This is a genomic window from Marinobacter sp. (assembly GCF_033722735.1).
In the GTDB taxonomy this organism is placed as follows: Bacteria; Pseudomonadota; Gammaproteobacteria; order Pseudomonadales; family Oleiphilaceae; genus Marinobacter.
The window spans coordinates 1-23,708 of record NZ_JAWVYN010000034.1 but is presented as its reverse complement, the minus strand read 5'-3'; the positions used below and the strand labels follow the sequence as shown (position 1 = coordinate 23,708).

Annotated in this window: 24 protein-coding genes; 14 read left to right on the top strand and 10 right to left on the bottom strand. The window is 64.4% G+C overall.

Annotated elements, in window-relative coordinates; all coding sequences use genetic code 11:
- The 7 genes from R3175_RS17140 to R3175_RS17110 form a co-directional block, all read left to right on the top strand.
- On the top strand, positions 1-2,838 hold a 2,838-nt coding region (locus tag R3175_RS17140; RefSeq protein ID WP_318945563.1), incomplete at its 5' end, for a GAF domain-containing protein.
- A gap of 5 nt (positions 2,839-2,843) precedes the next feature.
- A complete protein-coding gene (locus R3175_RS17135) occupies positions 2,844-3,233 on the top strand; it encodes a response regulator (RefSeq protein WP_318945562.1) in 390 nt (129 codons plus the stop codon).
- Positions 3,234-3,347: 114 nt separating this feature from the next.
- Complete coding sequence (locus R3175_RS17130; protein WP_318945561.1) at positions 3,348-3,668, top strand: DUF2288 domain-containing protein; 321 nt, start codon at positions 3,348-3,350, stop codon at positions 3,666-3,668.
- Between the two features lie 39 nt (positions 3,669-3,707).
- Positions 3,708-4,613 (top strand): lysine exporter LysO family protein, encoded by a 906-nt coding sequence (locus tag R3175_RS17125; protein ID WP_318945560.1) that lies wholly within the window; start codon positions 3,708-3,710, stop codon positions 4,611-4,613.
- An 8-nt stretch (positions 4,614-4,621) separates the two neighbouring features.
- A complete protein-coding gene (locus R3175_RS17120; protein ID WP_318945559.1) occupies positions 4,622-5,539 on the top strand; it encodes a LysR family transcriptional regulator in 918 nt (305 codons plus the stop codon).
- A 77-nt stretch (positions 5,540-5,616) separates the two neighbouring features.
- On the top strand, positions 5,617-5,946 hold the full coding sequence (locus tag R3175_RS17115; RefSeq protein ID WP_318945558.1) for a hypothetical protein: 330 nt from the start codon (positions 5,617-5,619) through the stop codon (positions 5,944-5,946).
- A 72-nt stretch (positions 5,947-6,018) separates the two neighbouring features.
- Positions 6,019-6,465: a phosphate-starvation-inducible PsiE family protein gene (locus R3175_RS17110; RefSeq protein WP_318945557.1), complete on the top strand. Its 447-nt coding sequence runs from the start codon at positions 6,019-6,021 to the stop codon at positions 6,463-6,465.
- Here R3175_RS17110 and R3175_RS17105 read toward each other — a convergent pair.
- The 4 genes from R3175_RS17105 to R3175_RS17090 form a co-directional block, all read right to left on the bottom strand.
- Entirely contained in the window at positions 6,456-6,632 is a 177-nt protein-coding gene (locus R3175_RS17105) for a hypothetical protein (RefSeq protein WP_318945556.1), read from the bottom strand. The two genes, R3175_RS17110 and R3175_RS17105, sit on opposite strands and share 10 nt — an antisense overlap.
- 23 nt (positions 6,633-6,655) lie before the next feature.
- Positions 6,656-6,874: a hypothetical protein gene (locus R3175_RS17100; RefSeq protein WP_318945555.1), complete on the bottom strand. Its 219-nt coding sequence runs from the start codon at positions 6,872-6,874 to the stop codon at positions 6,656-6,658.
- Positions 6,875-6,923: 49 nt separating this feature from the next.
- Positions 6,924-8,132 carry an HD-GYP domain-containing protein gene (locus R3175_RS17095; RefSeq protein ID WP_318945554.1) on the bottom strand — a complete coding sequence of 403 codons (1,209 nt, stop codon included), beginning with the start codon at positions 8,130-8,132 and terminating at the stop codon, positions 6,924-6,926.
- A gap of 106 nt (positions 8,133-8,238) precedes the next feature.
- Positions 8,239-9,048: a TatD family hydrolase gene (locus R3175_RS17090; RefSeq protein ID WP_318945553.1), complete on the bottom strand. Its 810-nt coding sequence runs from the start codon at positions 9,046-9,048 to the stop codon at positions 8,239-8,241.
- Positions 9,049-9,154: 106 nt separating this feature from the next.
- On the opposite strand from R3175_RS17090, the gene R3175_RS17085 reads away from it, so the two are divergent.
- The 3 genes from R3175_RS17085 (at position 9,155) to R3175_RS17075 (ending at position 12,631) form a co-directional block, all read left to right on the top strand.
- Complete coding sequence (locus R3175_RS17085; protein ID WP_318945552.1) at positions 9,155-9,979, top strand: polyphosphate kinase; 825 nt, start codon at positions 9,155-9,157, stop codon at positions 9,977-9,979.
- A 94-nt stretch (positions 9,980-10,073) separates the two neighbouring features.
- Entirely contained in the window at positions 10,074-11,348 is a 1,275-nt protein-coding gene (locus R3175_RS17080) for a D-amino acid dehydrogenase (RefSeq protein ID WP_318945551.1), read from the top strand.
- Positions 11,349-11,377: 29 nt separating this feature from the next.
- Positions 11,378-12,631: a methyltransferase gene (locus R3175_RS17075; RefSeq protein WP_318945550.1), complete on the top strand. Its 1,254-nt coding sequence runs from the start codon at positions 11,378-11,380 to the stop codon at positions 12,629-12,631.
- A gap of 47 nt (positions 12,632-12,678) precedes the next feature.
- Here the strand turns inward: R3175_RS17075 and R3175_RS17070 are convergent, their stop codons facing one another.
- From R3175_RS17070 to R3175_RS17055, 4 genes are read right to left on the bottom strand one after another with little or no spacing between them, the layout of a single operon-like run.
- Positions 12,679-13,371: a hypothetical protein gene (locus R3175_RS17070; protein ID WP_318945549.1), complete on the bottom strand. Its 693-nt coding sequence runs from the start codon at positions 13,369-13,371 to the stop codon at positions 12,679-12,681.
- Entirely contained in the window at positions 13,368-14,126 is a 759-nt protein-coding gene (locus R3175_RS17065) for a hypothetical protein (RefSeq protein ID WP_318945548.1), read from the bottom strand. Before R3175_RS17065 ends, R3175_RS17070 begins: the two co-directional genes overlap by 4 nt.
- 59 nt (positions 14,127-14,185) lie before the next feature.
- Entirely contained in the window at positions 14,186-15,418 is a 1,233-nt protein-coding gene (locus R3175_RS17060; RefSeq protein WP_318945547.1) for a DUF445 domain-containing protein, read from the bottom strand.
- Positions 15,419-15,460: 42 nt separating this feature from the next.
- On the bottom strand, positions 15,461-16,207 hold the full coding sequence (locus tag R3175_RS17055) for a hypothetical protein (RefSeq protein WP_318945546.1): 747 nt from the start codon (positions 16,205-16,207) through the stop codon (positions 15,461-15,463).
- A 116-nt stretch (positions 16,208-16,323) separates the two neighbouring features.
- Between R3175_RS17055 and R3175_RS17050 the strand changes: the two genes are divergently transcribed.
- A complete protein-coding gene (locus tag R3175_RS17050) occupies positions 16,324-16,548 on the top strand; it encodes a hypothetical protein (protein WP_318945545.1) in 225 nt (74 codons plus the stop codon).
- Positions 16,538-17,977: a hypothetical protein gene (locus R3175_RS17045; protein WP_318945544.1), complete on the top strand. Its 1,440-nt coding sequence runs from the start codon at positions 16,538-16,540 to the stop codon at positions 17,975-17,977. Before R3175_RS17050 ends, R3175_RS17045 begins: the two co-directional genes overlap by 11 nt.
- 60 nt (positions 17,978-18,037) lie before the next feature.
- On the opposite strand, the gene R3175_RS17040 is transcribed toward R3175_RS17045, so the two are convergent.
- Entirely contained in the window at positions 18,038-19,231 is a 1,194-nt protein-coding gene (locus tag R3175_RS17040) for an OmpA family protein (protein ID WP_318945542.1), read from the bottom strand.
- 274 nt (positions 19,232-19,505) lie between these two features.
- Positions 19,506-21,767, bottom strand: coding sequence for an ATP-dependent helicase (locus tag R3175_RS17035; RefSeq protein ID WP_318945541.1), 2,262 nt, complete (start codon positions 21,765-21,767; stop codon positions 19,506-19,508).
- A gap of 115 nt (positions 21,768-21,882) precedes the next feature.
- On the opposite strand from R3175_RS17035, the gene R3175_RS17030 reads away from it, so the two are divergent.
- Positions 21,883-22,266 (top strand): DUF2237 domain-containing protein, encoded by a 384-nt coding sequence (locus R3175_RS17030; protein WP_318945540.1) that lies wholly within the window; start codon positions 21,883-21,885, stop codon positions 22,264-22,266.
- Between the two features lie 2 nt (positions 22,267-22,268).
- On the top strand, positions 22,269-23,708 hold a 1,440-nt coding region (locus tag R3175_RS17025), incomplete at its 3' end, for a tRNA(Met) cytidine acetyltransferase TmcA domain-containing protein (RefSeq protein ID WP_318945539.1).

Genomic DNA, 23,708 nt, shown 5'->3' with positions numbered 1-23,708 from the left:
CGCAACCGCCAGTGGTTCAAGTCGTGCCAGGGACTGTCGATCCATGAGACGTCCCGTAACCTCTCGTTCTGTGGCCACGCAATCCTGCAGCCAGACGTTCTAGTGGTGGAAAATGCCCTGGCAGACCCCCGTTTTGCCGACAACCCCCTGGTCACTGACGATCCAGGTATCCGCTTCTATGCCGGCGCGCCCGTCCATTCGCCGGACGGTTACCCCATTGGTACCCTGTGTGTGATCGATGACCAGCCGCGACGCTTTTCCGAGGAGGATCGTCGGGCCCTGCGGGATCTGGCGGACTGCGTCGAGGACGAGATCGGCAAGAGCCTGCGTCGCCGTTACTACCAGGCCCTGGAGGCGCTGTCCGCCATCCGGATCGACGCCCGCAGCGATCTGCAGTCCTGCCTGCGGGAAGGACTCTCACTGGGCTGCGAATACCTGCGGTTGCCGTTCGGGATCATCAGCGCGATCGACCAGGACGACTACACCGTCCAGGTGCAGGTGTCCCCGGATGGCTCGCTGCAGGACGGTCAGACCTTCAGCCTGGCGAGCAGCTACTGCAGCCTGACCCTGGACGCTGGCCGCATTCTGGCGATCGACTGTATGGGCCAGTCGGAATACGCGACGCACCCCTGTTACCGGGCGTTCGGCCTGGAGAGCTACATCGGCATCCCGATCAAGGTGGGGGGGCAGCTCTACGGCACCCTGAACTTTTCGTCGCCCGATCCGCGTATCCCGTCCGGGTTTATCGATTTCGATTACCAGTTCGTCCGTCTGTTGGCGGGCTGGGTCAGCGCCTTGCTGGACCGCTGGGAAGTGGACAGCGCCCTCGCCCGGTTGCGGGCGGTGGAAATGGCCGTCAGCCGGGCCCAGGAGACCTTCATTAACCGGCCGGATCATCGTCAGGCCTTTGCCGAACTGCTGGATGAGATCATGCAGTTCACCCACAGCGAATACGGCTTTATTGGCGAGATCCTAAAGGACCCGGAAGGCCAGCCCTACCTTAAGACCAACACCATCACCAACCTCGCCTGGGACGATGCGTCCCGGGCCTTCTATGAGGACAACATCAGCGAAGGGCTGGAGTTCCGCAATCTCGACAACCTGTTTGGCCATGTCATCACGACCGGGCAATCGGTGCTGTCCAACGATCTAAACAACGACCCCCGCAGCGCCGGCGTGCCGGAGGGGCACCCGGTGATCCGCAACTTTCTTGGCCTGCCCATTCACCACGGCAATCGCCTGGTGGGCATGTTGGGGCTGGCCAACCGGCCCGACGGTTACCTCGATTCCCTTGCCCGGGAATTGCGGCCGATGTTGCGCACCGTTGGCCAGCTGATGGAGGCCTCCCGGGTGCAGCGCCAGCAGCGGGAGAGCGAGCGGCGCCTGGAATCGGTGATCGAGGCCACCCACATCGGCACCTGGGAGTGGAGCCTGGAGACAAGTGTGGTGATCGTGAACGATCGGTGGGCCCAGATCGTAGGCTATCAACTCACGGAGTTGGAGCCGGTCACCTTCGACACCTGGAAACGCCTGGTCCACCCTGACGAGTTGCCGGTATGCGAGGAGACCCTGCAACGGCATTTCATCGGCGAGTTGCCCTATTACGATGTGACCTTCCGCATGCGCCACAAACGTGGCGACTGGGTGTGGGTGCATGCCCGGGGCCGGGTCATGAGTTGGTCCGACGAAGGTCAGCCGCTACTGATGACCGGCACCCATGCCGATATCAGTCAACAGAAGGCGGCCGAGCTCAAGCTCAAGGAAAGTGAGGCCCGATTGCGGGGGCTGTTCGAGCTGTCCCCGGTGGGTATCGCGTTGATCGAGTTCGACACCGGCCGCTTTGTCGAGGTCAACGACGCCCTGCTGGCGTCCACCGGCTATACCCGCGAGGCGTTGCTGGCGCTCAGCTACTGGGACATCACCCCCAAGGGCTACGAAGTGCAGGAGGTGTTGCAGCGAGAATCCCTGCTGACCCGCGGCCAGTATGGGCCGTTCGAGAAAGAATACCTGCGCCGGGATGGCCGCCGCTTTCCGGTGATCCTGCACGGAATGCTGATCGAAGACCATTCCGGGCGCCGGCTGATCTGGTCCATTGTCGAGGACATCACCGAACGCAAACGCCTGGCCACGATGCAGCGGGAGTTCGTGTCCACCGTCAGTCACGAACTGCGGACCCCGCTCACCGCCATCTCGGCGGCCCTGTCGATGGTGAGCAAGGGCGTGGGTGGCGACCTGCCGGAGCGGGCCGGTGACATGATCGGACTGGCCCTGCGCAATAGCGAGCGACTCGCTGACCTGATTAACGACATTCTCGATATGGAGAAACTGGTGGCCGGCAAGATGCCGTTCAGCCCGGAAATCCGGGAGCTGCAGCCGCTGCTAGCACAGATCCTGGCCGACAATCGGTCCTATGCCGATCGTTTCGGGGTGCAGTGTGTACTCGATTACCGGGCGTCGGAGGCGACGGTGTCGGTGGACCCCAAGCGCTTTACCCAGGTCATCACCAATTTGCTGTCCAATGCCATCAAGTTCTCACCCGCCGACGGCACCGTACGGGTGGTGGTCAGTCATCAGGAAAACCGGGTCCGGGTGAGTGTGGTGGATCAGGGCGAGGGGGTTCCGGAGCCATTCCACGATCGGCTGTTCCACGCCTTCGCCCAGGCCGACAGCTCGGATTCCCGTCAGGTGGGGGGCACGGGGCTTGGCCTGGCCATCAGCAAGCAACTCATGGGTCGCATGGGCGGTGTGATCGGCTATCAGGAAACCCCCGGCGGTGGCGCCACCTTCTATGTGGAGCTGCCGCGGCAAACCCTTAAACAGGCAAGTGGAGAGCCATAGCAGCTATGTCGGAACTCAGACGAATCATGTACGTGGAGGACGAACCGGACATCCGGGCGGTGGCGGAATTGGCGTTATCGGCGGTGGGCGGGTTCGAGGTGCAGCTGTGCGAATCCGGCGAACAGGCGTTGGCCTCGGCGGAGGCGTTTCAACCGGACCTGATCCTGCTGGACGTGATGATGCCCCGGCTCGACGGTCCCGAAACGCTGCAGGCATTGCGGGAGAATCCGGCCCTGGCCGGGATACCGGTGGCGTTCATGACCGCCAAGGTACAACCTTCGGAAGTGGAAGGTTACAAGGCGCTGGGCGCCATTGACGTGATCGCCAAACCGTTCGACCCCATGACCCTGTCCGACACCATGAGAGAAATCTGGCGCCGACACAAGGGTGAATAACCGGGTCTAAATTGTGATAATAGGGAGAACGATGGACCGTTGGTGAGGCCGTCCGCCCCGCCATCCTGGACGTTAACCGACACCCTGAACATCGACACAACCCAGAGGAACGCCATGTCATCCAATCTCTCCCGGGACGAGCTGAAGGCCAAACTGAACCTCGAAACTTCCCGGATCGGCTGGCACGACCTGCAGACCTACTACGCCCGTGGCCACGTGGTCAGGGTCGGCGCCGAGCTGGACCTGCTGGACGTGGCGGCCGAACTGGTGGCGGACAACAAGCAGCAGTTCGAGGCCTGGCTGCAGGCCGGCAAGGTGGGCGATGTGCCGCCGGACATGGCGCAGGCCTGGTACGACCGCAACGCGGAGCTCTGGGCGGTGGTGATTGCCCCCTGGGTCCTGGTCCAGGACCGGGACAGCCAGAACCTGCACTGACCTCCTCCGACCCCATCCCTCTTCTCATTCGGATCTTTCATGCTGACCGATGCGCTGCTGATCCTGGCGCCGCTGTTCCTGGGGTTTGCCCTGAAACTGGAGCAGCGGACGCTGATGACCGTCATTCACCACGCCGTAGAAGGGCTGGTGTACTTCATCCTGGCGCTGCTGGGCCTGGGCCTGGGGCAGCTGGACGGACTCTGGAGTCAGCTTGGTGAGATGGCGTCCCAGGTCGCGCTGCTGGTCGTTGCCCTGCTGCTGCTTAACTTGCTGGCGCTGTGGGGCTGGCACCGTTGGCAGCCGATGGTGCTGGAGGCCCGGGATGGTGAGGGGGCGCACAATTACCGGCGCCTGTTCCTGGCGGCCCTGAAGCCGCTGGCGGCGGTAGTCCTGGGCGTCGCGATGGGACAATGGCTGCCGACGGTGACCTGGGTGGATGCGCTGGCCACCTGGGCCCTGATGGCGCTGCTGTTCCTGATTGGCCTGCAGCTGCGCAACGCCGGCCTGTCCTTGCGCCGATTGCTGATGAACCGGCAGGGGCTGGGAATCGCCCTGGTGCTGGTGGCCAGTTCGCTGCTGGCCGGCGTGTTGGTCGCGCCCTGGCTGGCGCTGCCCTGGCACGATGCCCTGGCCCTGGCCTCCGGGTTTGGCTGGTATTCGTTGTCCGGCATTGTGGTCGGCGATGCCCTCGGTCCGGCCTGGGGCGCAGTGGCGTTTCTCAACGATGTGCTTCGGGAAATCATCGCCCTGGCGCTGATTCCGCTGATCATTGCGCGGCGGCCGGCGGTGGCCATCGGCTACGGCGGTGCCACCGCTATGGACTTTACTCTGCCCATCATCCGCAGCAGCGGTGGCCTGGCCTGCGTGCCGGTGGCCATTGCCTCCGGCTTCCTTTTGTCGTTTCTGTCACCAATACTGATGGGGTTGTTTCTCTCGCTGGGATAGCCAGTCACATGAACCAGTCCCTGAATTTCAAGCACCTCTATTACTTCTGGGTCATCGCCCGAGAGGGCTCCCTGGTCAAGGCCAGCGAATTGCTGGACCTTGCACCCCAGACGCTCAGCAGTCAGCTCACCAAGCTCGAGGAAACCGTCGGCAGCCTGCTGTTCCGCCGGGAAAATCGACGTCTGGTGCTGACGGACCTGGGCCAGACGACTTACCGCTATGCCGATGAGATGTTCCGGGTGGCGGAGGAGCTTCGCAGTGTCCTGGACGCGGCCCCGGAGGAGCGCCCCATCGGTCTGGCGGTCGGTGTCTCAGCCTCGATTCACAAACTGATTGCCTTCCACCTGCTGGAGCCCGCGTTCACCCTGCCTCGGCCGGTTCGATTGCGCTGCCGGACCGGCGGGCTGGACGATTTGATGCGGGAGCTGAAGAGCCTGCAGTTGGATGTGGTGCTCACGGATCGCCTACCTGACCAGGAACCGGGCAGTCATTGGTACGCACACGCAGTTGGTACCTCTTCGATCAGTCTTTTTGCCTCGCCCGAGACAGCGGAGCGGCTCCGCAATGATTTTCCTCACAGCCTTGAGGGGCAGGCATTCCTCGCCAACTCGGTGCAAGCACCTTACGTGCACCGGCTACTGCAGTGGTTTGAGGAGCAGGGGATCCGTTTGAACATCTGGGCGGAAATCGACGACAGCGCCTTGATCAAAGTCTTCGGTCGCCAGGGCCTTGGCGTATTTGCCGCTCCCACCCTCGTTCAAGAGGAGGTTTGCCGGCAATATCAGGTGGACGCCATCGGCGAGGTGGCTGCGGTTACCGAGTCCCTGTACGCCATCACCCGCAGTCGGATAACGGCTCACCCCTCAGTGGCGGCCATTTGTGGGCAGGAGCTCATGCAACAAAAAGCATCGAAAAAAACTGATTGAAAAGACGATTTTGGCTGCTTCTTTCTTGGCTGTGTGCTGCGCATGATGGACGTGTCGCAAACGTTAGGAGAGCCGTCATGAAAACCATCCACAAATACCCGCTCAAGGTGTCACGTGAGTTAAACCGGCTGTCACTGCGGGAAGGGTTCCGGGTTGTGCGCTGCGAATACCTGGTTTCAGAAAAAACCGTGTGTCTGTGGGTTGAGGAACCCCTGCGTGTCGATGTTCCCGAGCACCACTACCACTTCCGGGTAGCCTTTTCAGGAGATCCGGTTCCCGACCACTTTGAGTACTGTGGCACCGCGCTGGACCCGTTTGGGCCGGAGGCCTATCACGTATTTGAGGCGTCGCCCCGTGGCAGCTCGGAACCGTCGGCCCCGGTCTTTCGCCCGGTGATGGCTGCCTGAACAGGCGCTAGCTGGTGTGAGTCATGCCGCTTACGGGCCTCTCTGGAGGCCCTTCGACGATGAGCTCGGACGATGATGGCTGATTTCGATCCTAAACTGCTAGGCGTCCTGGGCGGGGTTATCCGGATGTCGGTTCGGCTGTTGGCCGTACTGATGGTGCTGGTCATCCTGATGGGTGTGGTGGACGTCGGCTGGACCCTCTACCAGAAACTGATGACGCCCCCGAAGTACATCCTGACCATATCCGACATGCTGGCGACCTTCGGTGCGTTCATGGCGGTGCTGATCGCCATCGAAATCTTTATCAACATCACAATCTACCTGAAGAACAATGTCATCCACGTACAAATTGTCATCGCGACGGCGTTGATGGCGATTGCCCGAAAGGTCATCATTCTGGACCTGGAGACGGTTGAGCCTGCCTATCTGTGGGGCATCGCATTGATCGTACTCACCATGAGTATCGCGTACGGGATTACCCGAAAGTTAGGTAATGACGCCACTGGGGATCACGCCTGAAGGATGGTGGTAGAGATCTGGCGAATGATCGGTCTAGCTCCCTGGTGGTTTTGGCGGTAGGGGGGAAAGCTGCCACCGCCGGGTAAAACGGTTGGGCTGGCCAGCAGCGCCTCCCGGGTCAGGGCTGCCAACAGTATTCCGGACGCCCGATCGTACAACCGGCTCATTTCCTGCTGCAGCGCCGACAGTGTCAGGTCGGGGTATTAACCAGGGTCGGATCAAGGTGGCGGGAACCGGCCGTGTCCTCTTCGACACTCCGGAACAAGCGGGCCACCAGCTTCGCTAATTGGGGAATGAAAGGCAACACCAGCACGGCAGCCAAGGCATTGAACAGGGTATGGAACAGCGCCAGCGATACGGCCGCATTGGCCTCAACATTGAGCCCGTTGGCCAGCAGGAACATCGCCAAGCCACCCAGCCCCCTGGAAGATCAGGGTAGTGTCCAAGTGTTGCGTTCCTCAGATCAGCAGGTTACTGAGGTTGAGTCCATAGTTTGCCGGGTCCACCGCCCGCTCAATCCGGTCCTGGTTGGACGGGTGCGCCAGATCCAGGGTTTCCACCGGGATCGGCATGCGGAACCGGGTGTGGTAGACCAGCCGCACCACCGGCAGTCGCAGGTCGTCGTCATTGGTTTCGATGACCACCCCCAGACGACCGCTGGCGAGCAGCACCAGCGATCCCACCGGGTAGATGCCGATGCAACGGATGAACTGGCGCACCAGTTCCGGGTCCAGGTGGGTGCCGCTCCATTCCAGCAGCTTTTTCAGGCCCTGGGTGGGGGTCATGCCCTGGTGGTAGACCCGGTCCGAGGTGAGGGCGTCATAGACGTCGGCGATGGCCACCATTCGGCCGTAGAGGGAAATCTCGTCCCCGGCCAGCCCCTCCGGGTAGCCGGTGCCATCCATCCGCTCGTGGTGCTGGGCGGCGGTCAGCACCGTCAGCTCGCCAATGCCTTCGGTGGCCAGCAGGATGTCCCGGGAATCCCGGGCGTGCTTTTTCATGATCTCCAGTTCCTCCCGGGTCAGCCGTCCGGGTTTGTGGAGAATGTGTTCCGGGGTCAGGATCTTGCCGATGTCGTGCAGCAGGGCGCCCACAATGGTCTGGTGCAGCACGTTGGCGGAGTGGCCCATGCCCTTGCCATACAGGGACATCAACACGCTCAGGTTCACCGAGTGTTCCATCAGGTAGGTGTCTTTATCCCGGATCCGTCCCAGACAGCTCAGGGCGTTGGGGTTGCGGAACACCGAGGATTGCAGCTCTTCGGCCAGTTGGTTGAAGGGGGTGATATTGATCGCCCGGCCCAGTTTGACGTCCTGCATGACGTGGTTGACCAGGCTTTGAGCCTCGCCGTGTATCTGCACCGCCACATCCAGCTCGTCCGCCAGGGGGCGGTAACGGGTGTGGCTGGGTTTCAGCTCTCCGGCCGCCTCCAACAGGGCCTCACTGCGCCGCTCCACCTCGCCGGCGGGTTCACCGTGAGGGCAGTCCAGTCCCCGGTCGGCATCGATGTAGACGTATTGCACCCCCATCTGGCGGATCTTGTCGATGGTGGCATCGTCACGGAGGAAGCCCCGCCGGTTGCGGGTGTTGTGGGGGATCCAGTCGTTGTTCAGGTCCGTGATGTACATGCCGACCCGCAGGTCGGCGACTGGCACGCGCTTGATCATCGGTCGCTCTCGCGTTCCGTCGTTGAGGGATGGCGAGTCGCTGACGGTCAGCGGCTCCCTAACAACTATAAGACCCAGCGCGTGCCTGGCAAGTGGCCGTGGCCGATTATTGCAGGCGATGGAAGGTTCGTAGGCTGTTCCGATAGGTGGTGGTTACCACCTGTTCGACGGCCAGCTCCTTCACTTCCGCCACCTTCTCGGCGACGAAGGGGATGTAGCAGGGGGCGTTCTCCCGGCCCCGGTAGGGGACTGGCGTGAGGAAGGGCGCGTCGGTCTCCAGCAGGATCTGCCCGATTGGGGTCATGCGGATGATGTCCCGCACATTCTCCGCCTTGTTGAAGGTGGCGATGCCGTTGAAGCCCAGGCACCAGCCCTGGTCGATGGCATAGCGCGCCAGGCCCGGCCCGGAGGTAAAGCTGTGGATCACGCCGCGTCGGGTCAGGGACTGCTCGAAATCCTTCAGGATGGCGATGGTATCGTCGTCCGCCTCGCGGCTGTGGATCACCACCGGCAGGTCGGTGTCGCAGGCAATTTGCAGCTGCCGGCGGAACACCTCGCGCTGGACGGCGCGGTCGGCGTTGTCGTAGAAATAGTCGAGGCCTATCTCCCCCACCGCCACAATCTTGTCGTCACCGGTGTGGCTGCGGATCTCCGCCTCCACGGCATCGCTGTACTGCTCGGCGTCATGGGGGTGGATGCCCTGGGTGCCGTAGAGCCAGGGGGCGAGCTGGCTCAGCTCCCGCACCCGCGCCAGGTTGTTGGGGGAGACCGCGATGGTCACCACTTTTTCCACATTGACCCGTTGTGCCTCGGCCAGGGTCTCTGCCAGAGGCCGATCCTTGAGATAGTCCAGGTGGCAATGGGTTTCGATCAGTGGGTGTTCGAATATGGGAATCTCACGCTTCTTGCGGCTCATGTCCGGTCGGTGCCTGCTAGTCTTAATCTGGTGGCTGGGAACCGCAACAGTTTACCATTGCCGCCGGGTTTACCCCCAGACCGGAAGCCTTCAGGGAACCACAACAATGTCTGACGATGACTTCAGTGCCCCCTGGTACTTCGATCCCCGCCGGCCTGAGCTGGCCGCCTACCCCAGCCGGCTGGACAGCAGCCTGGGCGAGGCCGAGCTGGCGGACCGCCTGGTGCAGATTGGCGAGTACCAACGCCGGCTTTGGGCCAACCGGCAACGGGCCTTGTTGCTGGTGGTCCATGGCCCCGACGCCAGCGGCAAGGACAGCCTGATCCGCACCCTGGCCACCCACGTCGACCCGGCGGGCTTTCACGCCTGGTCCTTCGGCCGGCCAACGGCCCTGGAGGCGCGCCACGACTTCCTGTGGCGGACGGTCTCATTGCTGCCGGCACTGGGGGAGATGGTGGCCTTCAATCGCAGCTACCACGAGGCGGTGATGGCCGAGCGGCTGTGGCCGGTGCGGGCGCCGGCGCACTATGACTGGCCGGCTCGCCATGCCAGCATTCGCCACTTCGAGCGGCACCTGGTGCAGGAGGGGACGACCATCCTGAAAGTCTGGTTACACCTGTCCGAGGACGAGCAGCGACGGCGATTACTCAAGCGGCTGGACCAGCCCCGCAAGCGTTGGAAGTTCGATCCCTCCGATGTGGAGGCCTGGCGACGGCGTGCGGAGTACCGGGCCGTGGTGGCGGAGGCCATGGCGGCGACCCACACCGAGGAAGCGCCCTGGTTGATCATTCCCGGCGATCGCAAGGCCGATGCCCGGGCCCTGGTCGCGGGCATCGTGGCCCAACGGCTGCAGGCCCTGGCGCCGGAGTACCCGCCCCGGGACGAGGCAGTTCTGGCCCGCTACCGTGGCCTGCTGGAAGGCCGAGACTGAGCCGGTACGTACATCCCGCTAGTTCGAGAGTCCAGTGGCGACGGTTAGGCTGCGTGGCACACTGGTTGGAGAAACCTCAGTAGGGAGAGACAGGATGCACATAGCGGTGATCGGTGCCGGCGTCGTTGGCGTGACGACGGCCTACGCCCTGAGCAAGCGCGGTCATGAGGTCACGGTGATCGAGCGCCATGAGAATGCCGGCCAGGAAACCAGTTTCGCCAATGCCGGCCAGCGGTCCTACGGCGTGGTCTACCCCTGGGCGTCGGCGGCCATGGTGCGCCAGGCTCTGCCGTGGTTGCTGAAAACCGATGGACCGCTGAAGCTATCCCTGCCGCCGTCACTGGAAGGCTGGCGTTTTCTGCTCGCCAGCCTGCGCTTTGCCTACGCCCCCGGCGTGTATGGGGCCAACAAGCGGGCCATGTTGCGGATGGGGATCTTCAGCCGCCGCTGTTTCGAAACGCTGGAGCAGGAGCTGCCACTGGACTTTGACGGTGGTCACGAAGGGCTGCTGCAGCTGGCCAGCTCCCCGGCGATGATGGCGGAATACCGAGCCACCGCCAAGGTGCTGGACGAACTGGCCATTCCCTACCGCTTGCTGGGGCCGCGGGAGGTTCGTGAGCTGGAGCCGGGGATGACCGGCGACGGCCCGCTGCATGGCGCGATCCGCTATGACACCGACGGCACCGGTGACTGCCACCGGTTCTCACAGGCCCTGGCCAGGGCCTGTGAGGAGCGGGGCGTGCGCTTCCTGTACCGCCACCAGGTGGAGCGGCTGCTGGCGGATCGACAGCGACTGCATGGCCTGTTGTTGCGGCCCGAGGATGGCCGCAGTGTGACCCTGGACGTGGACGCCTGCGTGGTCTGCGCCGGATGCTGGTCGCCGGGGTTGTTGGCGGAGCTGGGACTGCGCTTGCCCATTTATCCGGTCAAGGGCTATTCCCTCACCGCGCCGCTGTCGGATCCTGAGCGGGCCCCCCGGTCCACGGTGCACGACGACCATTACAAGGTGGTGTCCACCCGCCTGGGGAACCGGCTGCGGGCCACCGGTTTCGTCGAACTGGCGGATTTTCGCCGGACCATCCCCGAGGCCCGGTTGGCCACCATTCGCAAATCGGTGGCGTCCCGCTTCCCGGGCTGCGCCGATCTCGAGACGGCCGAGGCCTGGACCGGGTTCCGGCCGATGACGCCGGATGGGCCGGCCATTCTGGGGAGGGGGCCGCGGGAGAACCTGTTTCTCAATACCGGCCATGGTACCTTCGGCTGGACGCTGTCCGCCGGCAGCGCCGAGTTGCTGGCGCAGCTGGTGGATGGCGAGTCCCCCGCCATGGCCCTGGACGCGTTCCGGCCGGACCGGTTCCGGGTGGCCTGATTCATTGAGACGGAAAAACGACGGCCTATATGACTGACGCGCACTTCATCGACTTCCAGAGCCACTGGCTGGCGTTGGACCGTTGGCTGACGGCATTGCAGCCGTTCTGGCGGCCGATACCGTTCGCCACGCCGACGCCGGACTGGGAGCGGGCCTGCCCCGGGCTGGGCCAGTGGCTGGACCGATTGGGAGACGAGGAGGTGGCGACGTACGAGAGCGACCCGGCGGCCTTTGCCGAACGGGCGGCCGCCTGGGAGCCGCGGCTGGCCCAGCGCAAGACGCTGGTGTCAGTGTTGGCGCTGTCGGGGCCGGACAGCACCCTGGCAGAAGCAAACGCCCGCGACATGCCCGGGCGCAAGCGCTTGCAGGCCGGTGCCCTGGCGGCGGCCCTGCGACCGTTGAACCGGCCGGTGGTGGACTGGTGCTGCGGCAAGGGGCATCTGGCCCGTACCCTGGCCGCGGCCGGGGCCAACCCGGTCGAGGGGCTGGAATGGGACAAGGCCCTGGTGGCCGACGGCAACCGCCTGGCCCGCCGCAGTGGCCTGGCGGTCACCCTGCATCAGCAGGATGTGCTGGCGCCGGACCTGGCCTGGCCCCAGGCGGACCACGGGGTGGCGTTGCACGCCTGTGGCGACCTGCACCGGCGGCTGCTGACCGTGGGCGCTGCCCAGGGCGCCAACCGGCTCAGCCTGGCGCCCTGTTGCTATCACCGCACGGAGCGCACCGAGCACACGCCGCTGTCCCGGCAGGTGGCGGCGGACCCCGGTCGTTGCCGGCTGAGCCGTGACGATCTGCGGCTTGCGGTCCAGGAAACCGTCACCGCCCCCGGGCGGGAACGCCGCCAGCGCCAGCAGGTCAGTGCCTGGCGCCTGGGCTTCGATGGCTTGCAGCGGGCGCTTCGGGCGCGGGATGACTACCTGCCGGTGCCCTCCCACCCCAGCCGGCTCAACCGCGGGGACTTCGCAGGTTTCTGTCGCTGGGCCGCCGGGAACCGGGGCCTGGCGCTGCCGGCGGGGGTGGACTTTGACCACTGGCAAGGTCATGGCGAACGCCGCCATCGCGAGGTCCGGCGCCGGGAGCTGGTGCGCCACCTGTTTCGCCGGCCGCTGGAACTGTGGCTGGTGCTGGACTACGCCCTGTACCTGGAGGAGCAGGGCTTCGAGGTGCGGCTGGGCACCTTCTGCGAGCGCGCGCTGACGCCCCGCAACCTGCTGCTGGATGCCCGCCGTCAGGGTTTGCGGGTAGCCCCCCGTTTCACTCAGCCGTCGCGCAAATACGCCTAAGCTTGTCGTAGTCGTCGGTGTGGCAGCACCGGGTGGGTTTCCAGCGATCATGGATCGGTGCGGTACAGCCGGAGTTGCCGCAGTGGCAAGGTCAGGTTGGAATCATTGAGGATCACCGGTACCGAGCGGTCGTCAGGGACGACCCGGGCGCCAAAGCGGTTGGTCACCGGCGTGCTGACGTCATGATCGAGAGAGAGCGCAGTGTGCAGGGTGGCGTCCAGCGTCGGTCGCAACACCTGGTCAACGGTGAAGGATACCGGGCCCTCGTATTGCAGCCGCACCTGGGTCTCGATGGGGATGGTCAACTGCACCGGCAGCTCGAACCGTACTGGCAGCACGCCGCGCACCGGCAGTTCCGGCAGCCAGCCGTAGATCATCGAGGTGTCGGCACCGATGGTCAGTTCGGTGTCCACCACCACGGTATCGCTGTAAGGCACTGAAAGAGTCAATGGAATGAGGGTGTCCAGGGACAGGTGGGCCCGATAGCGGCCCCGCAGGGGCAACGTCAATGTCTGCTGTTCCACTGGTACCGCAACCGCCACATCGCCTTGCAGGGTGACCTGGGCCCGGTCTTCGCTATGGGCGGTTACCTGCAACGCAGGCGGCAGTCGCAGCAGGGCGGGCTGGTCCCTGAGCTCAACCCCGATCACCACCCGGGTGTACAACATGAACCCGGCAATCAGGCCCAGGCTGGCCGCCGCCAGTACGATCCAGCCGATCAGTATCCAGCGTGCGGTCATGGCGCCTCGCTGGCCGCCGCCGGCTCCGCTGACTCGGTGCCGCCGGTTTCCGGCTGTCGTTGCAGCGAAAGCCCGATCTCCCGGATGGGCAGTTTGAGATCCATCTCGGCAATCAGTGCGTCCGCCGGTTCCAGAATGGTGGCGTAGGCCCGCATGCGGGAGCGTACCGGCACGGAGAGGGCGGTTCGCAGGGGGATTCGGGTCTCAATGTCGGCTTTCAGGGGCACTTCCAGGTCGTCCAGCAGGGTCACCTGGGCGGGCGCGGAAAAAGCCAGATCCACCGACTGGTCGATGGCCACTTCCACATCCAGGGGAATGTCTGCCTGAACCGGCAGGTCGCCTTTCAGTGGTAATTCCACCCACTTGCCCAGGGCCTTCACCGACACCGTGCCATCCACCGCGATGGTCTGGTCCAGGCGCAGGGTCTGCTGGATAGGCACCGTCATGCGGATGGGGACCCGGCTGTCGAAGGCGAACTCCACATTCAGGGTGTCCTCGATGGGCAGGGTCAGGGTCTGATCGATGGGCACGGTGGTGGCCAGCAGGGTGTCCAGTTCGATGTCCAGCTCGTCGAGGATGTCGATCCCCACCGGCATCGGCTCGGGAATGGTGACCTTGGCCTGCTGGTTGCGCAGCAGCAGTTCGGCGCCCACGTTACGCCAGATCCAGTAGCCGCCGTAGGCCCCCGCGGCCAGTGCCAGCAACAGGGTGACGCCGGCCAGCAGCCAGAACCGTCGGCTTGTGTTAAGGGGCACGGGTTCCCTCCCTGGTCGCAGATTGGCGCGGGCACGGCCCGGGGCGCGTCGGTGTGCGGTCAGTAGCCGCTGAACATCACCAGCAGCTGGAAGACCCCCACGGCCAGGCCGAGGGCGGCACCGACAGCGATCAGGATCCATTCGTCCTGCTCGAAGGCCGGTCTTAGCATGCCTTCAAACTCGTCCGGTTTCAGCGACTGTAGCCGGGTGGACAGGGTGTTCTCAAGGTCCAGGGCCTCATCCGCGTACGTCTCGATGTGCTTCAGTGTAGTCGGTAGTTTGGCGATCAACCGTTGCACAGCGCACGCTTTCATGTTGCGGTAGGTCTGGGTGCCCACCGCGAAGGTCACGAAGGGCTTGGCGATGGTGGTTTGTTCATCCACCGCCCGTTGTACATGTCGGCCAATCATGTCGAATACCTTGTCGGAGTAGGGGCCCTTGAGGATACCCTCGACGATGTTGGCGGGGGTCAGCACGTAGGACGACACCAGCCGGCCATAATCCCGGGCCACCTCCTTTTGGCGCTTCATGAACAGGCCCTGCACGGTGAACGGGCCTACCCGGATCATCTCCTTGGGCTTGAAGATCATCTGCAGGGCGATGGCGTTGGTGGCGTAGCCCACCAGCAGGCCGAAGGCCGGCAGCAGCCAGCCCTGCTGGAAGAACAGCCAGACCAGCATCTGCACCAGCCCGAACATCAGGCCGAAGTAGAGGCCGGAGCGGCCGATAAACCGGAACTCGGCGTTGCCGACCTCCAGGAAGATCTTGTTGAGCAGGGCCTTGTCCTGGCTGAGCTTGGTCACCACCATGTCCTCAAGGTCGTACATCTGGGAGATGTTGAGCTTGAGCTGGGCCATGATGTCGTTGATCAGTCGCGGGGCATCCCGCTTCACCCGTTCGTAGATTTTGCGTTTGACGATTTGCGGCAGGGCTTCCCACAGGCCGGGCTCGTACTCCAGCATAACCTGATCGACGATCTCATCCACCAGGTCGTTGAGGGCGGGCTCCAGTTCATCGGCCACCTTGTCCGCGTCCAGGCGGGCGAAGATTTCCTCCTGGGTGATCAGGTGGGAGGTGATGGTTTCTACGGAAATGGCGGCCATCTTGGCGGCGCGGCGGGGAATGATGCCCTGCCAGCCCAGCAGTGGTGGCTTGCCGACAAATTCCAGCGGCTGGAACATCATCTTGATGGCGATCACGTTGGTGACATAGCCCACCAGGCCGCTGATGATCGGCATGGACAGGTACAGCCAGAGGTTGTCCAGGAACTCCTTGAGTACGGCTTCCATCATCGCATGGGGGTCCAAATAATCAGGTAAACGGGGAAAAAGGGTTTACTGCGACTCCCGTGCCGCGAGTGAGGATTGCCAGAACCACCGGCCCATGTCCGACAGACCCAGCGAGAACCGCTGGAAACGGGGCTTCAGGCCCGGTGATGCTTCCAGTTCCGCCACCACCGAGCGAATCTCCAGGCCATTTTCGATGGTGTCGTACTTGGTCTGTTCCGGCTTCAGCTCCGGACCGGCCTCCAGCAGGCCAAGGCTTAGCAGGTGCTGCAGGTAGGTCGGGGCCCGGCTCGGCAGCATGATGCCCGATTCCTGGGGGGTGCGGCTGAGAAAGCTGCGAGCCCGGTACACGCTTTTGCCAAGGCGACTGATGGCCTCCAGGTGACAGACCGGGTGCTTGTCGCCATCGGACAGCGATGCCAGTACCCGCAGCTCGTCCGGGACCAGTTGCAGGGTCAGGGAACGGAGCAAGTCATCTTGGGCCGATTCGTAGGTTTGATGGATGGATCGCTGGTGCAGCTCGGCCAACAGCTGGTTGGGGTCCGGCCGCAGCAGCTGAACGGCTACCGAATTTGAGCCGGAACGGAGCGCCTCCGGAAGGCCGTCTGTCTGCCCCTCAACGGCCTCGAGCTTGTCCTTCACCACCTGTAGGACCCGGTGTTCGACGTCGTTGATCAGTTGGCTGGCGGTGCGCAGACCAGCGGTGGCAAGGCGTCCGACCAGGAACCGGTTCACTCCGGTGCGTGCCTTGTCTGCCAAAGCGGGATACTGCTGCCCGTTACGGTTGTTTGGCATATCGAGCTCGTTGACGGTTTTTGTTGTTTTCGCTGGGATCCATGTGACTTCCATCACGAAACTAAAATAAACTATGGGCAGCACACAGACAATAAGCCGAACAAAAAAGGTGGGCTATGACTTCCAAGCATCAAGGTGAGGATCATCAACCGTCTCCAGACTCCGATTTTGCCCGGCAGGTGCGTGCCCAGGTGAGGGTCCGGTGCGATCAGCAGACTGGCGTGATCGAGGCGGAACTGCAGCGGGCGCGGCAACGCATGTCGCTGCTGGGCCGGCTGGCGCTGGGCCTGCACGCCCCCGCGAGCAGTCGTGCCAAGGGAGGGACGCCGGATGATCACTAACCTCCAGTGCCAGGCCGAACTCGACAAGCTGGAATCGGTCATCGGACCGCTGGACAGTCACTGGCGTCGATCCGCGGGACTGAGCGCCGGCGAGGTCCGCCGGTTGCGTTACGAGGCACTGGACGAATTGGCTCGGGTGCACGAGCCGGTCTTCCGTCGTCTGACCGCCCTGGCCCGATTCCTGCCTCGGGGTAGGGCCACCCGCATGGCGCTGGACCTGGGGCCGGTACTGGTGGCCCGACTTCTGCCCCATCTGGATCCGCTCCTGGTGGGGCGCATCGCCCGGCGACTGCCCCCCGAGTTCCTGGCCGCCGCCACCGTGGAAGCGGACCCGCGCGTACTGCGGGCCCTGGTGGCGCACATCTCGCCGGCCCAGGTGGCAGCGTCGGCCGCCATTCTGGTGCAGCAGGAACGCTACATTCCGGCCGGCCAGCTGGCGGATGTGCTGTCGCCGCCGGCCATCCGGGAAAGCCTGGCGATCATTCAGGACAATGTGGCGTTACTGCGGCTGGCGTTCTACATGGAGCAGCCGGAGAAACTGGGGGACATCATCCGGCTGATCGACAATGCCCGGCTGAACCAGATCATCCTCGCCGGTACCACCGACAAGAGCGCCTGGCCTTTGATGCTGTGGGTGATCGACCAGGTGGGTCGGGATCTCAAGGCGCGCATCGCCAACCTGATGGTGTCGCGGGATCCGGCGGTCCTCAACGAGCTGATTGAATACGCCGACCAGAAAGGCCTCTGGGGGCCGGTGCTGCGGGCCCTGGATGCGGTGAAGACCCGTAACCGCCGCATCGTCGTCCATCTGGAGGCGCTGCGTAACCAGTCTACCCTGGAACACCTGGTGCGGGCTGCCTATGAGGAAGGGCTGCTGGCCAACACCCTGCCATTGATCGAGGCGATGAATGCGGATTTTCAGGCGTATGTGGCCAGCACGGGCCTCAAGATGGGCGGTAACATCCTCGAGGCCTTCGTCCATACCGCCATCCAGGAAAACAAGGCTGACCTGATCCTGACCCTGGCGGGCCGGTTGCCGGACTCGGAGATGGACGAGCTGGCCACCCTCGGCGTCTTCACCGAAGGCTTCGTGCTAAAGCCGCTGATCAAGGCGGCCATCACCAGTGGCCAGGTGGCCACCCTGGTTCGGCTCGCCAAGGCGCTGTCCCGGCGTGGGCAGACCCTGTTCGCCGGCCTGCTGGCGGGGGATCATGGCGACCTGCTGGAGCGCCTGCTGAACCGGGCCGATGCCCTGGCCAGCCGTGACTGGCGCAACCTGGTCTCGGTGCTGGGACGACTGGAAGCGCCGGAGCAGGTGGCCAACATTGCCGAGGTGATGCAGTGGCAGTCCGCCAGGACCTACGACACCCTGCGCAACTATGCCGAGAACGCCGGCCTCACTTCCCTGTTCCGCTCCCGGCGTTCCTGATCTCGGGCACAAAAAAAACCGCGGCCGGAGCCGCGGTTTTTTTGCTACCGAACCGGAGGCTTAGCGACGCACCTGAATGCGTGCCTCAACCCGGCGGTTCTGGGCACGGCCGGCGGCGGTGTCGTTGTCTTCCACCGGCTGCGCTTCGCCATAACCCACGGCAGAGACGCGGTCGGCGTCAACGCCCAGGTTGTCGGTCAGGCGCTGGGCAACGGCTTCGGCACGACGCTGGGACAGCGACTGGTTGTAGTCGGCGTCACCGGCGCTGTCGGTGTGGCCCGCGATTTCCACGGTGGTTTCCGGGTACTCGGCCATGAAATCCGCCACCTTCTGGATTTCCAGGTCGTAGGTGTCATCGATCTCGGCGCTGTTAGTCGGGAACTGCACCCGCAGGTCGATGGTCTCGACGGTTTCGGCAATGCCTTCACAGCCGCTGGCGTCAACCTCGGCACCGGCCGTGGTGTCCGGGCACTCGTCCTTGCTGTCGACCACGCCGTCATTGTCGGAGTCGGTCTCGCAGCCACGGCCGTCGACGCTGGCGCCGGCCGGCGTGCTCGGGCACTCGTCCTGGCTGTTGGCCACGCCGTCGTTGTCGTCGTCCAGTTCACAGCCGAGGCTGTCGACCTGGGCGCCGGCGGCAGTACCCGGGCACTGGTCGGTGGAATCGGCCACGCCGTCGTTGTCGGCGTCCATCACCATCGGCTCGTCATCGCCGACCACCCGGCCGAAGGCCATGCTCAGGCCCAGGGAAACCTGGGTGTCGAAGGTGCTCTCGTCGATGCCGTGGAACTCACGCAGGTCGCCCCGCAGGGAAACCGACTCGGTGATGTTGTAGCGGACACCGGCGCCCACATTGACCCGGGTCTCGTCGTGGTTGGTGCCGGCGGTGAAGACCGGGCCGGAGCCAAAGTCGGCCTCGCCGGCACCGAAGGCCAGATACGGGTTCCAGGCTTCCTCCGCGTCCGCCAGGTAGTACAGGCCGTCGAGGCGTAATTCGTCAAAGTCGCTGTCGCCCGGTGCATCCTTGCGGTCGGCATTGGCGCGTGAATACACGGCTTCCACGGCCCAGCGGGGGGTGAAGCGGTATTCCAGGCCGACACCGAAGGTGCCGCTCTCGCTCAGGTCACGCTTGGAGTCAAACAATTGGTACGCCGCAAACGGATTGATGTAAATGTACTCTTTCTCTTCCGCCGCAACCGGGGTGGCGACCGCAGCTGCCAGGGCTGCTACTGCTAGTGGACGCATGACTGACATGCAGAACCTCCTGTCCAATGGTTTCATTCGTAAGGGGGGCGCTTGGCCGCAAGGGCGTACGCACTTGTTATATCAGAGGTGTTACCCGTGAATCCTTAGGTTGCCTCTCCTGCAACCGAAACTTAAGCCATCGACGGCAAAAAGCCCAGTTCATAAAAGGACGAATCCATATTCAGTCCGGTTCCAATGAATATCGGTCATTCCGGGCCGATCGCCGGTCATTGGGTGACAGGGTGTCAGGTGTTGTTGAGCTAATGCAGGAAATAAGCGGCAATCAGGTAGCGACCGAGAAATACAGGTGTGCGCTCTTCTTGCTGAAGTTGAGTCGGTCGCCGGAGTCGAAATGAACCTCGAAAGCGGTGTCATCTTCCGCCACCACCGAACCGGGCCCGAAGATCACATGGTTGAGCCGGCCCCGGGCCCAGAGCGGGCCAGAGCGGTCGCTCTCTGTAGCGGTAGTGCCCCCGGCCAGCTCCACCCTGGCATGATCGGCGTAACGCTGACTGATCGGGGTTAGCGGGTGGTCGACGACCAGTGATGGCCGGTCACCGGTGGCCGGTGGCGTCGTGGTATCCAGCCACTGGCCCAACTGGTCGCTCAGCCCGAAGCACAGTTCCCCGACAAACCGGCTGGGTCCCTGGTCACCGTCCAGATGCGGCGATTGGCTGGTGGGGCGACTGATCAGGTGCAGCGCCTCGCGGCTGCGGGTCATGGCCACGTACAGCAGCCGTCGCTCACTCTCGATGTGGGCCTTGAGGTCATCCTCCTGACGGGGGCTGTAGGGCAGGTACTTCTCCTGCAGGCCGGGGATGATCACCCGCTGCCATTCCAGCCCCTTGGTGCGGTGGATGGTGGACAGCAGGACGCCGGTTTGCCGGGTTTGGCCGGCCTGGGCTTTGAGGGCCTTGAGGTGGGTGAGGGCCTCGGCGGCGCCCACATCCAGGCCGGCCAGGTAACGCTGGAAGCCCTTGATGGTGTCGATGCGTTCGTCGGCGGTCTCGTGGGTCAGGGCCAGGCCACGGATGCCTTCGAACAGGTCGGTGTGCTCGGCGTAGCGGCGAATCACCGCGGCCACCGGGCCTGGATAGCCCGCCAGCTTAACCAGGATCTCGCCCAGCGCCCGCAACTTGCGTCCCACCACTGGCGTCCAGGCGGAGAAATCCAGCGCCAGCAGGCGTTGGCCCCAGCCCTCCCGGAATTGGGCGAGCATTTGCGCCAGTTGATCCAGTTCGGTTTCCTTGAGGCCCACGTGGGGAAACCGCAGTAACTGTCGGGCAATGTCGAGGCGATCGGCGTCCGGCAGGTCGGCCAGGTGGCCCGCCACTACCTGCAGCAAGGCGGTGATGGCCTGGACCTCGCGGCTGAACAGCGCGCCCTTGCCGGCGTCGATCCGGTAGGGAATCTGGCGGGCCAGCAGCTGGAGCTCGATGGGCACGCTCTGGCTCCACACCCGGAACAGGATGGCACTTTGGGCCAGGGCTTCGGTGTCCAGCCTGGCCAGCACGCGCAGGACCACGTCCGCGTCGTTGTCGTGCCGGTGAAGCTCGATGGTGGTGGCGGGGGTGCTGTTGTGGGCCTGACACAGCACATCCTTTCGACCGGCGTTGTGATGGATCAGGTGATTGGCCAGCAGGGCCACCCGGTGGCCGTAGCGAAAGGTGTAGCTCAGGGTCTGTTCCAGCGGGCTGTCGAACTCCTCGCTGAACCGGTTGAGAATAAACTCCGGCCGGGCCCCGCGGAATTCGTAGATGGTCTGGTCCGGATCGCCCACCACGGTCACCCGGGCCCGGTCGCCGGCGACGTAACGCAGCAGCAGGTGCTGGATCTCGTTGGTGTCCTGGTACTCGTCCACCAGGATCAGGTCCATCTTGTTGGTCACCAGCTTCTGCAGGGCCGGGCTCTGGTGGATGGCCAGCACCGGTTCGTACAGCATGTCGGCGTAGCTGATCCGGCCCTGGCCCTTGCGCCAGGCCTCGAAGCTGTGGAACAGGTCGATCAGGTAGCGATGCTTGTCGGCGTAGCCCAGCTCCTCGAAGACCACCTCGACCGGGGACAAAGTGGTCTTCACCAGGTCGATGAAACTGGCGGCGGTCTCGACGTAGTCCTTCTTGCTACGGCGGAGGTCGTCCGCCAGCTCCGCCGGCGCCAGCTCCCGGGTCAGTCGCCAGACCTGGAAGTTGATTTCCTGTTCGCCAAGGATGGCGTCGCTGAAGGCCGGCAGGTAACCGTCGCGGACAAATCGGCGGTACAGACGCAAGCCCATGGCGTGATAGGTGCGGACTTCCGGGAGCGCCAGGCCGGTGTCGCGGGTGACCTCCTGCAGCTTGCGTTCGAAGTCCTTGCGGGCACTGCGGTTGAACATCAGCACCAGCAGCCGCGCCGGGTCATGGCCCTGTTCCAGCAGATAGCGGATGCGCCAGGCCAGGGTGAAGGTCTTGCCACTGCCGGCCACCGCCGTCACCACCGCATGCTCGTAGGGCGCGGTGATGATGGCGCGTTGTTCGTCGGTCAGGTAGTCGGGCAGTGGTGGCGGCATGGCGCTATTGTAATCGGCAACTGGTACCGGGGTAAGGCGTCCACCATAATAGGGGCCTTCTTTTTACGGGTCCGGACGCACCGGGCTACCTGAAACACCGGAGGGAGAACACAGCATGGCGGTCGAGATAACGGAAGCGGTCAACGTACTGGGCGAGGCCCTGGAAACCTGTGGTAACGACCCGAGGACCGGTTTCTATCGCGACGGCTGCTGCAACACCGGTCCCGACGACCTGGGCCAGCATACGGTCTGCACCGTGGTGACCGAGGACTTCCTGGCCTTCTCCAAGGCCCGGGGCAACGATCTGAGCACCCCGGTACCGGCCTTTGGCTTTCCGGGCCTGCGCCCGGGCGACAGCTGGTGCCTGTGCGCGGCCCGCTGGCAGGAGGCCCTGGAGGCGGACTGCGCCCCCCGGGTCAAGCTGCGGGCCACTCACCAGGCTACCCTGGAGGTGTGTGAGCTGGCCGACCTCAAACGATATGCCATCGACCTGAACTGAGTATGACCCAGGTGGACACCCGGAGCTGGCAGCAATTTCAACAACGTCTGCGCCGGTGCGGCCAGCGTCGCCTGGTGCTGCTGGAGGGGGATCGTGACCGAGCCCTGGCCTGGCTGCGGCAACGGCTGCCCGCGCTGACCGCTGGCACTGCGCTGTGGATCGGGCCGGGTGAGGACGCGCCGCACCCGGAGCTGACACCGGTGGCGGCAAACCAGGCCCGCCGTTGGTTGGGGCGGGAGATTGATCTGCTGGTCTGGGACGGCTGGAGTGGCAATCCGCCGGACAGCCTCGCCGCCCTCAGCGGGACCCTCAGTGCCGGTGGCCTGTGGTTCTGGCTGATGCCGCCGCTGGCGAAGTGGTCCACCTTTGCCGACCCGGACTATCCCCGCACCGGACTCGACACCGGCACTGAACACCCTTTTGCCCGCCGTCTGGCATCCTGCCTGCAGGCTGATAGCTCGGTGATCCGGGTCGATGTAGAGCGGCTGGCATCGGTACGGTTGCCGCAGCCAACCTTGCCGGCCCGGCCCTTCCATCCCGGTGCCAGCGCCGAACAGAATCAGCTGGTCGAGGATTTGGTCGCCACCGGCCTGGGCCGGCGCCGGCGGCCTCTCGTGGTAACCGCCGACCGAGGCCGGGGCAAATCCGCCGCGCTGGGGATCGCGGCCATCCGCTTGCTGCGCCAGGGTCGTCGGCAGATTGTGGTGACCGCACCCTCGTCCGCGGCAGTCTCCACCCTGTTCAGCCATGCCCGCAAGGAAGCCGGGAGTGAACTGGCTCCGGGCAGCGCCGAATACACACTACGGTTGCATGGGGGGCAGTGCCTGCGCTTCCTGGCCCTGGACGAACTGTTGCAAGCGCGACCGGAGGCGGAACTGGTGCTGGTGGACGAGGCCGCCGCCATCCCCGCCAGCCAGCTCAAGCAGATCCTGCTCGGTTGGCCCCGTTGCGTCTTTGCCAGCACTATCCATGGTTACGAAGGCACTGGGCGCGGTTTTGCCATCCGTTTTCGCAGCGTGCTGGACCAGCATGCCCCGCAATGGCGTGCAGTCACCCTGAGTCAGCCCATTCGCTGGGCGGCGGACGACCCCTTGGAAGCCCTGACCGCCCGCCTGTTCCTGCTCGATGCCTCGGCCCCGGAGGCTGACGCTGCCCCCGCTGCTGTCCAGGTTGCGCGCTGGCATCCCGCCACCGCCTCGGATCGGGAGCTGACCGAGGCCTTCGGTTTGCTGGTGGACGCCCACTACCGCTCCACCCCCGGAGACCTGCGCCAGTGGTTGGACGATACCGCGGCGGTGACTTGGCGGGCCACCTGCAATGGGGTCTTGGTGGGGGTGTTGTGGGCCTCGCTGGAAGGCGGCTTGTCACCGGAGCTGGCCGAGCAGGTGATGGCAGGCAAGCGGCGTCTGCGTGGCCATCTGCTGCCCCAGTCGCTGGCCAGT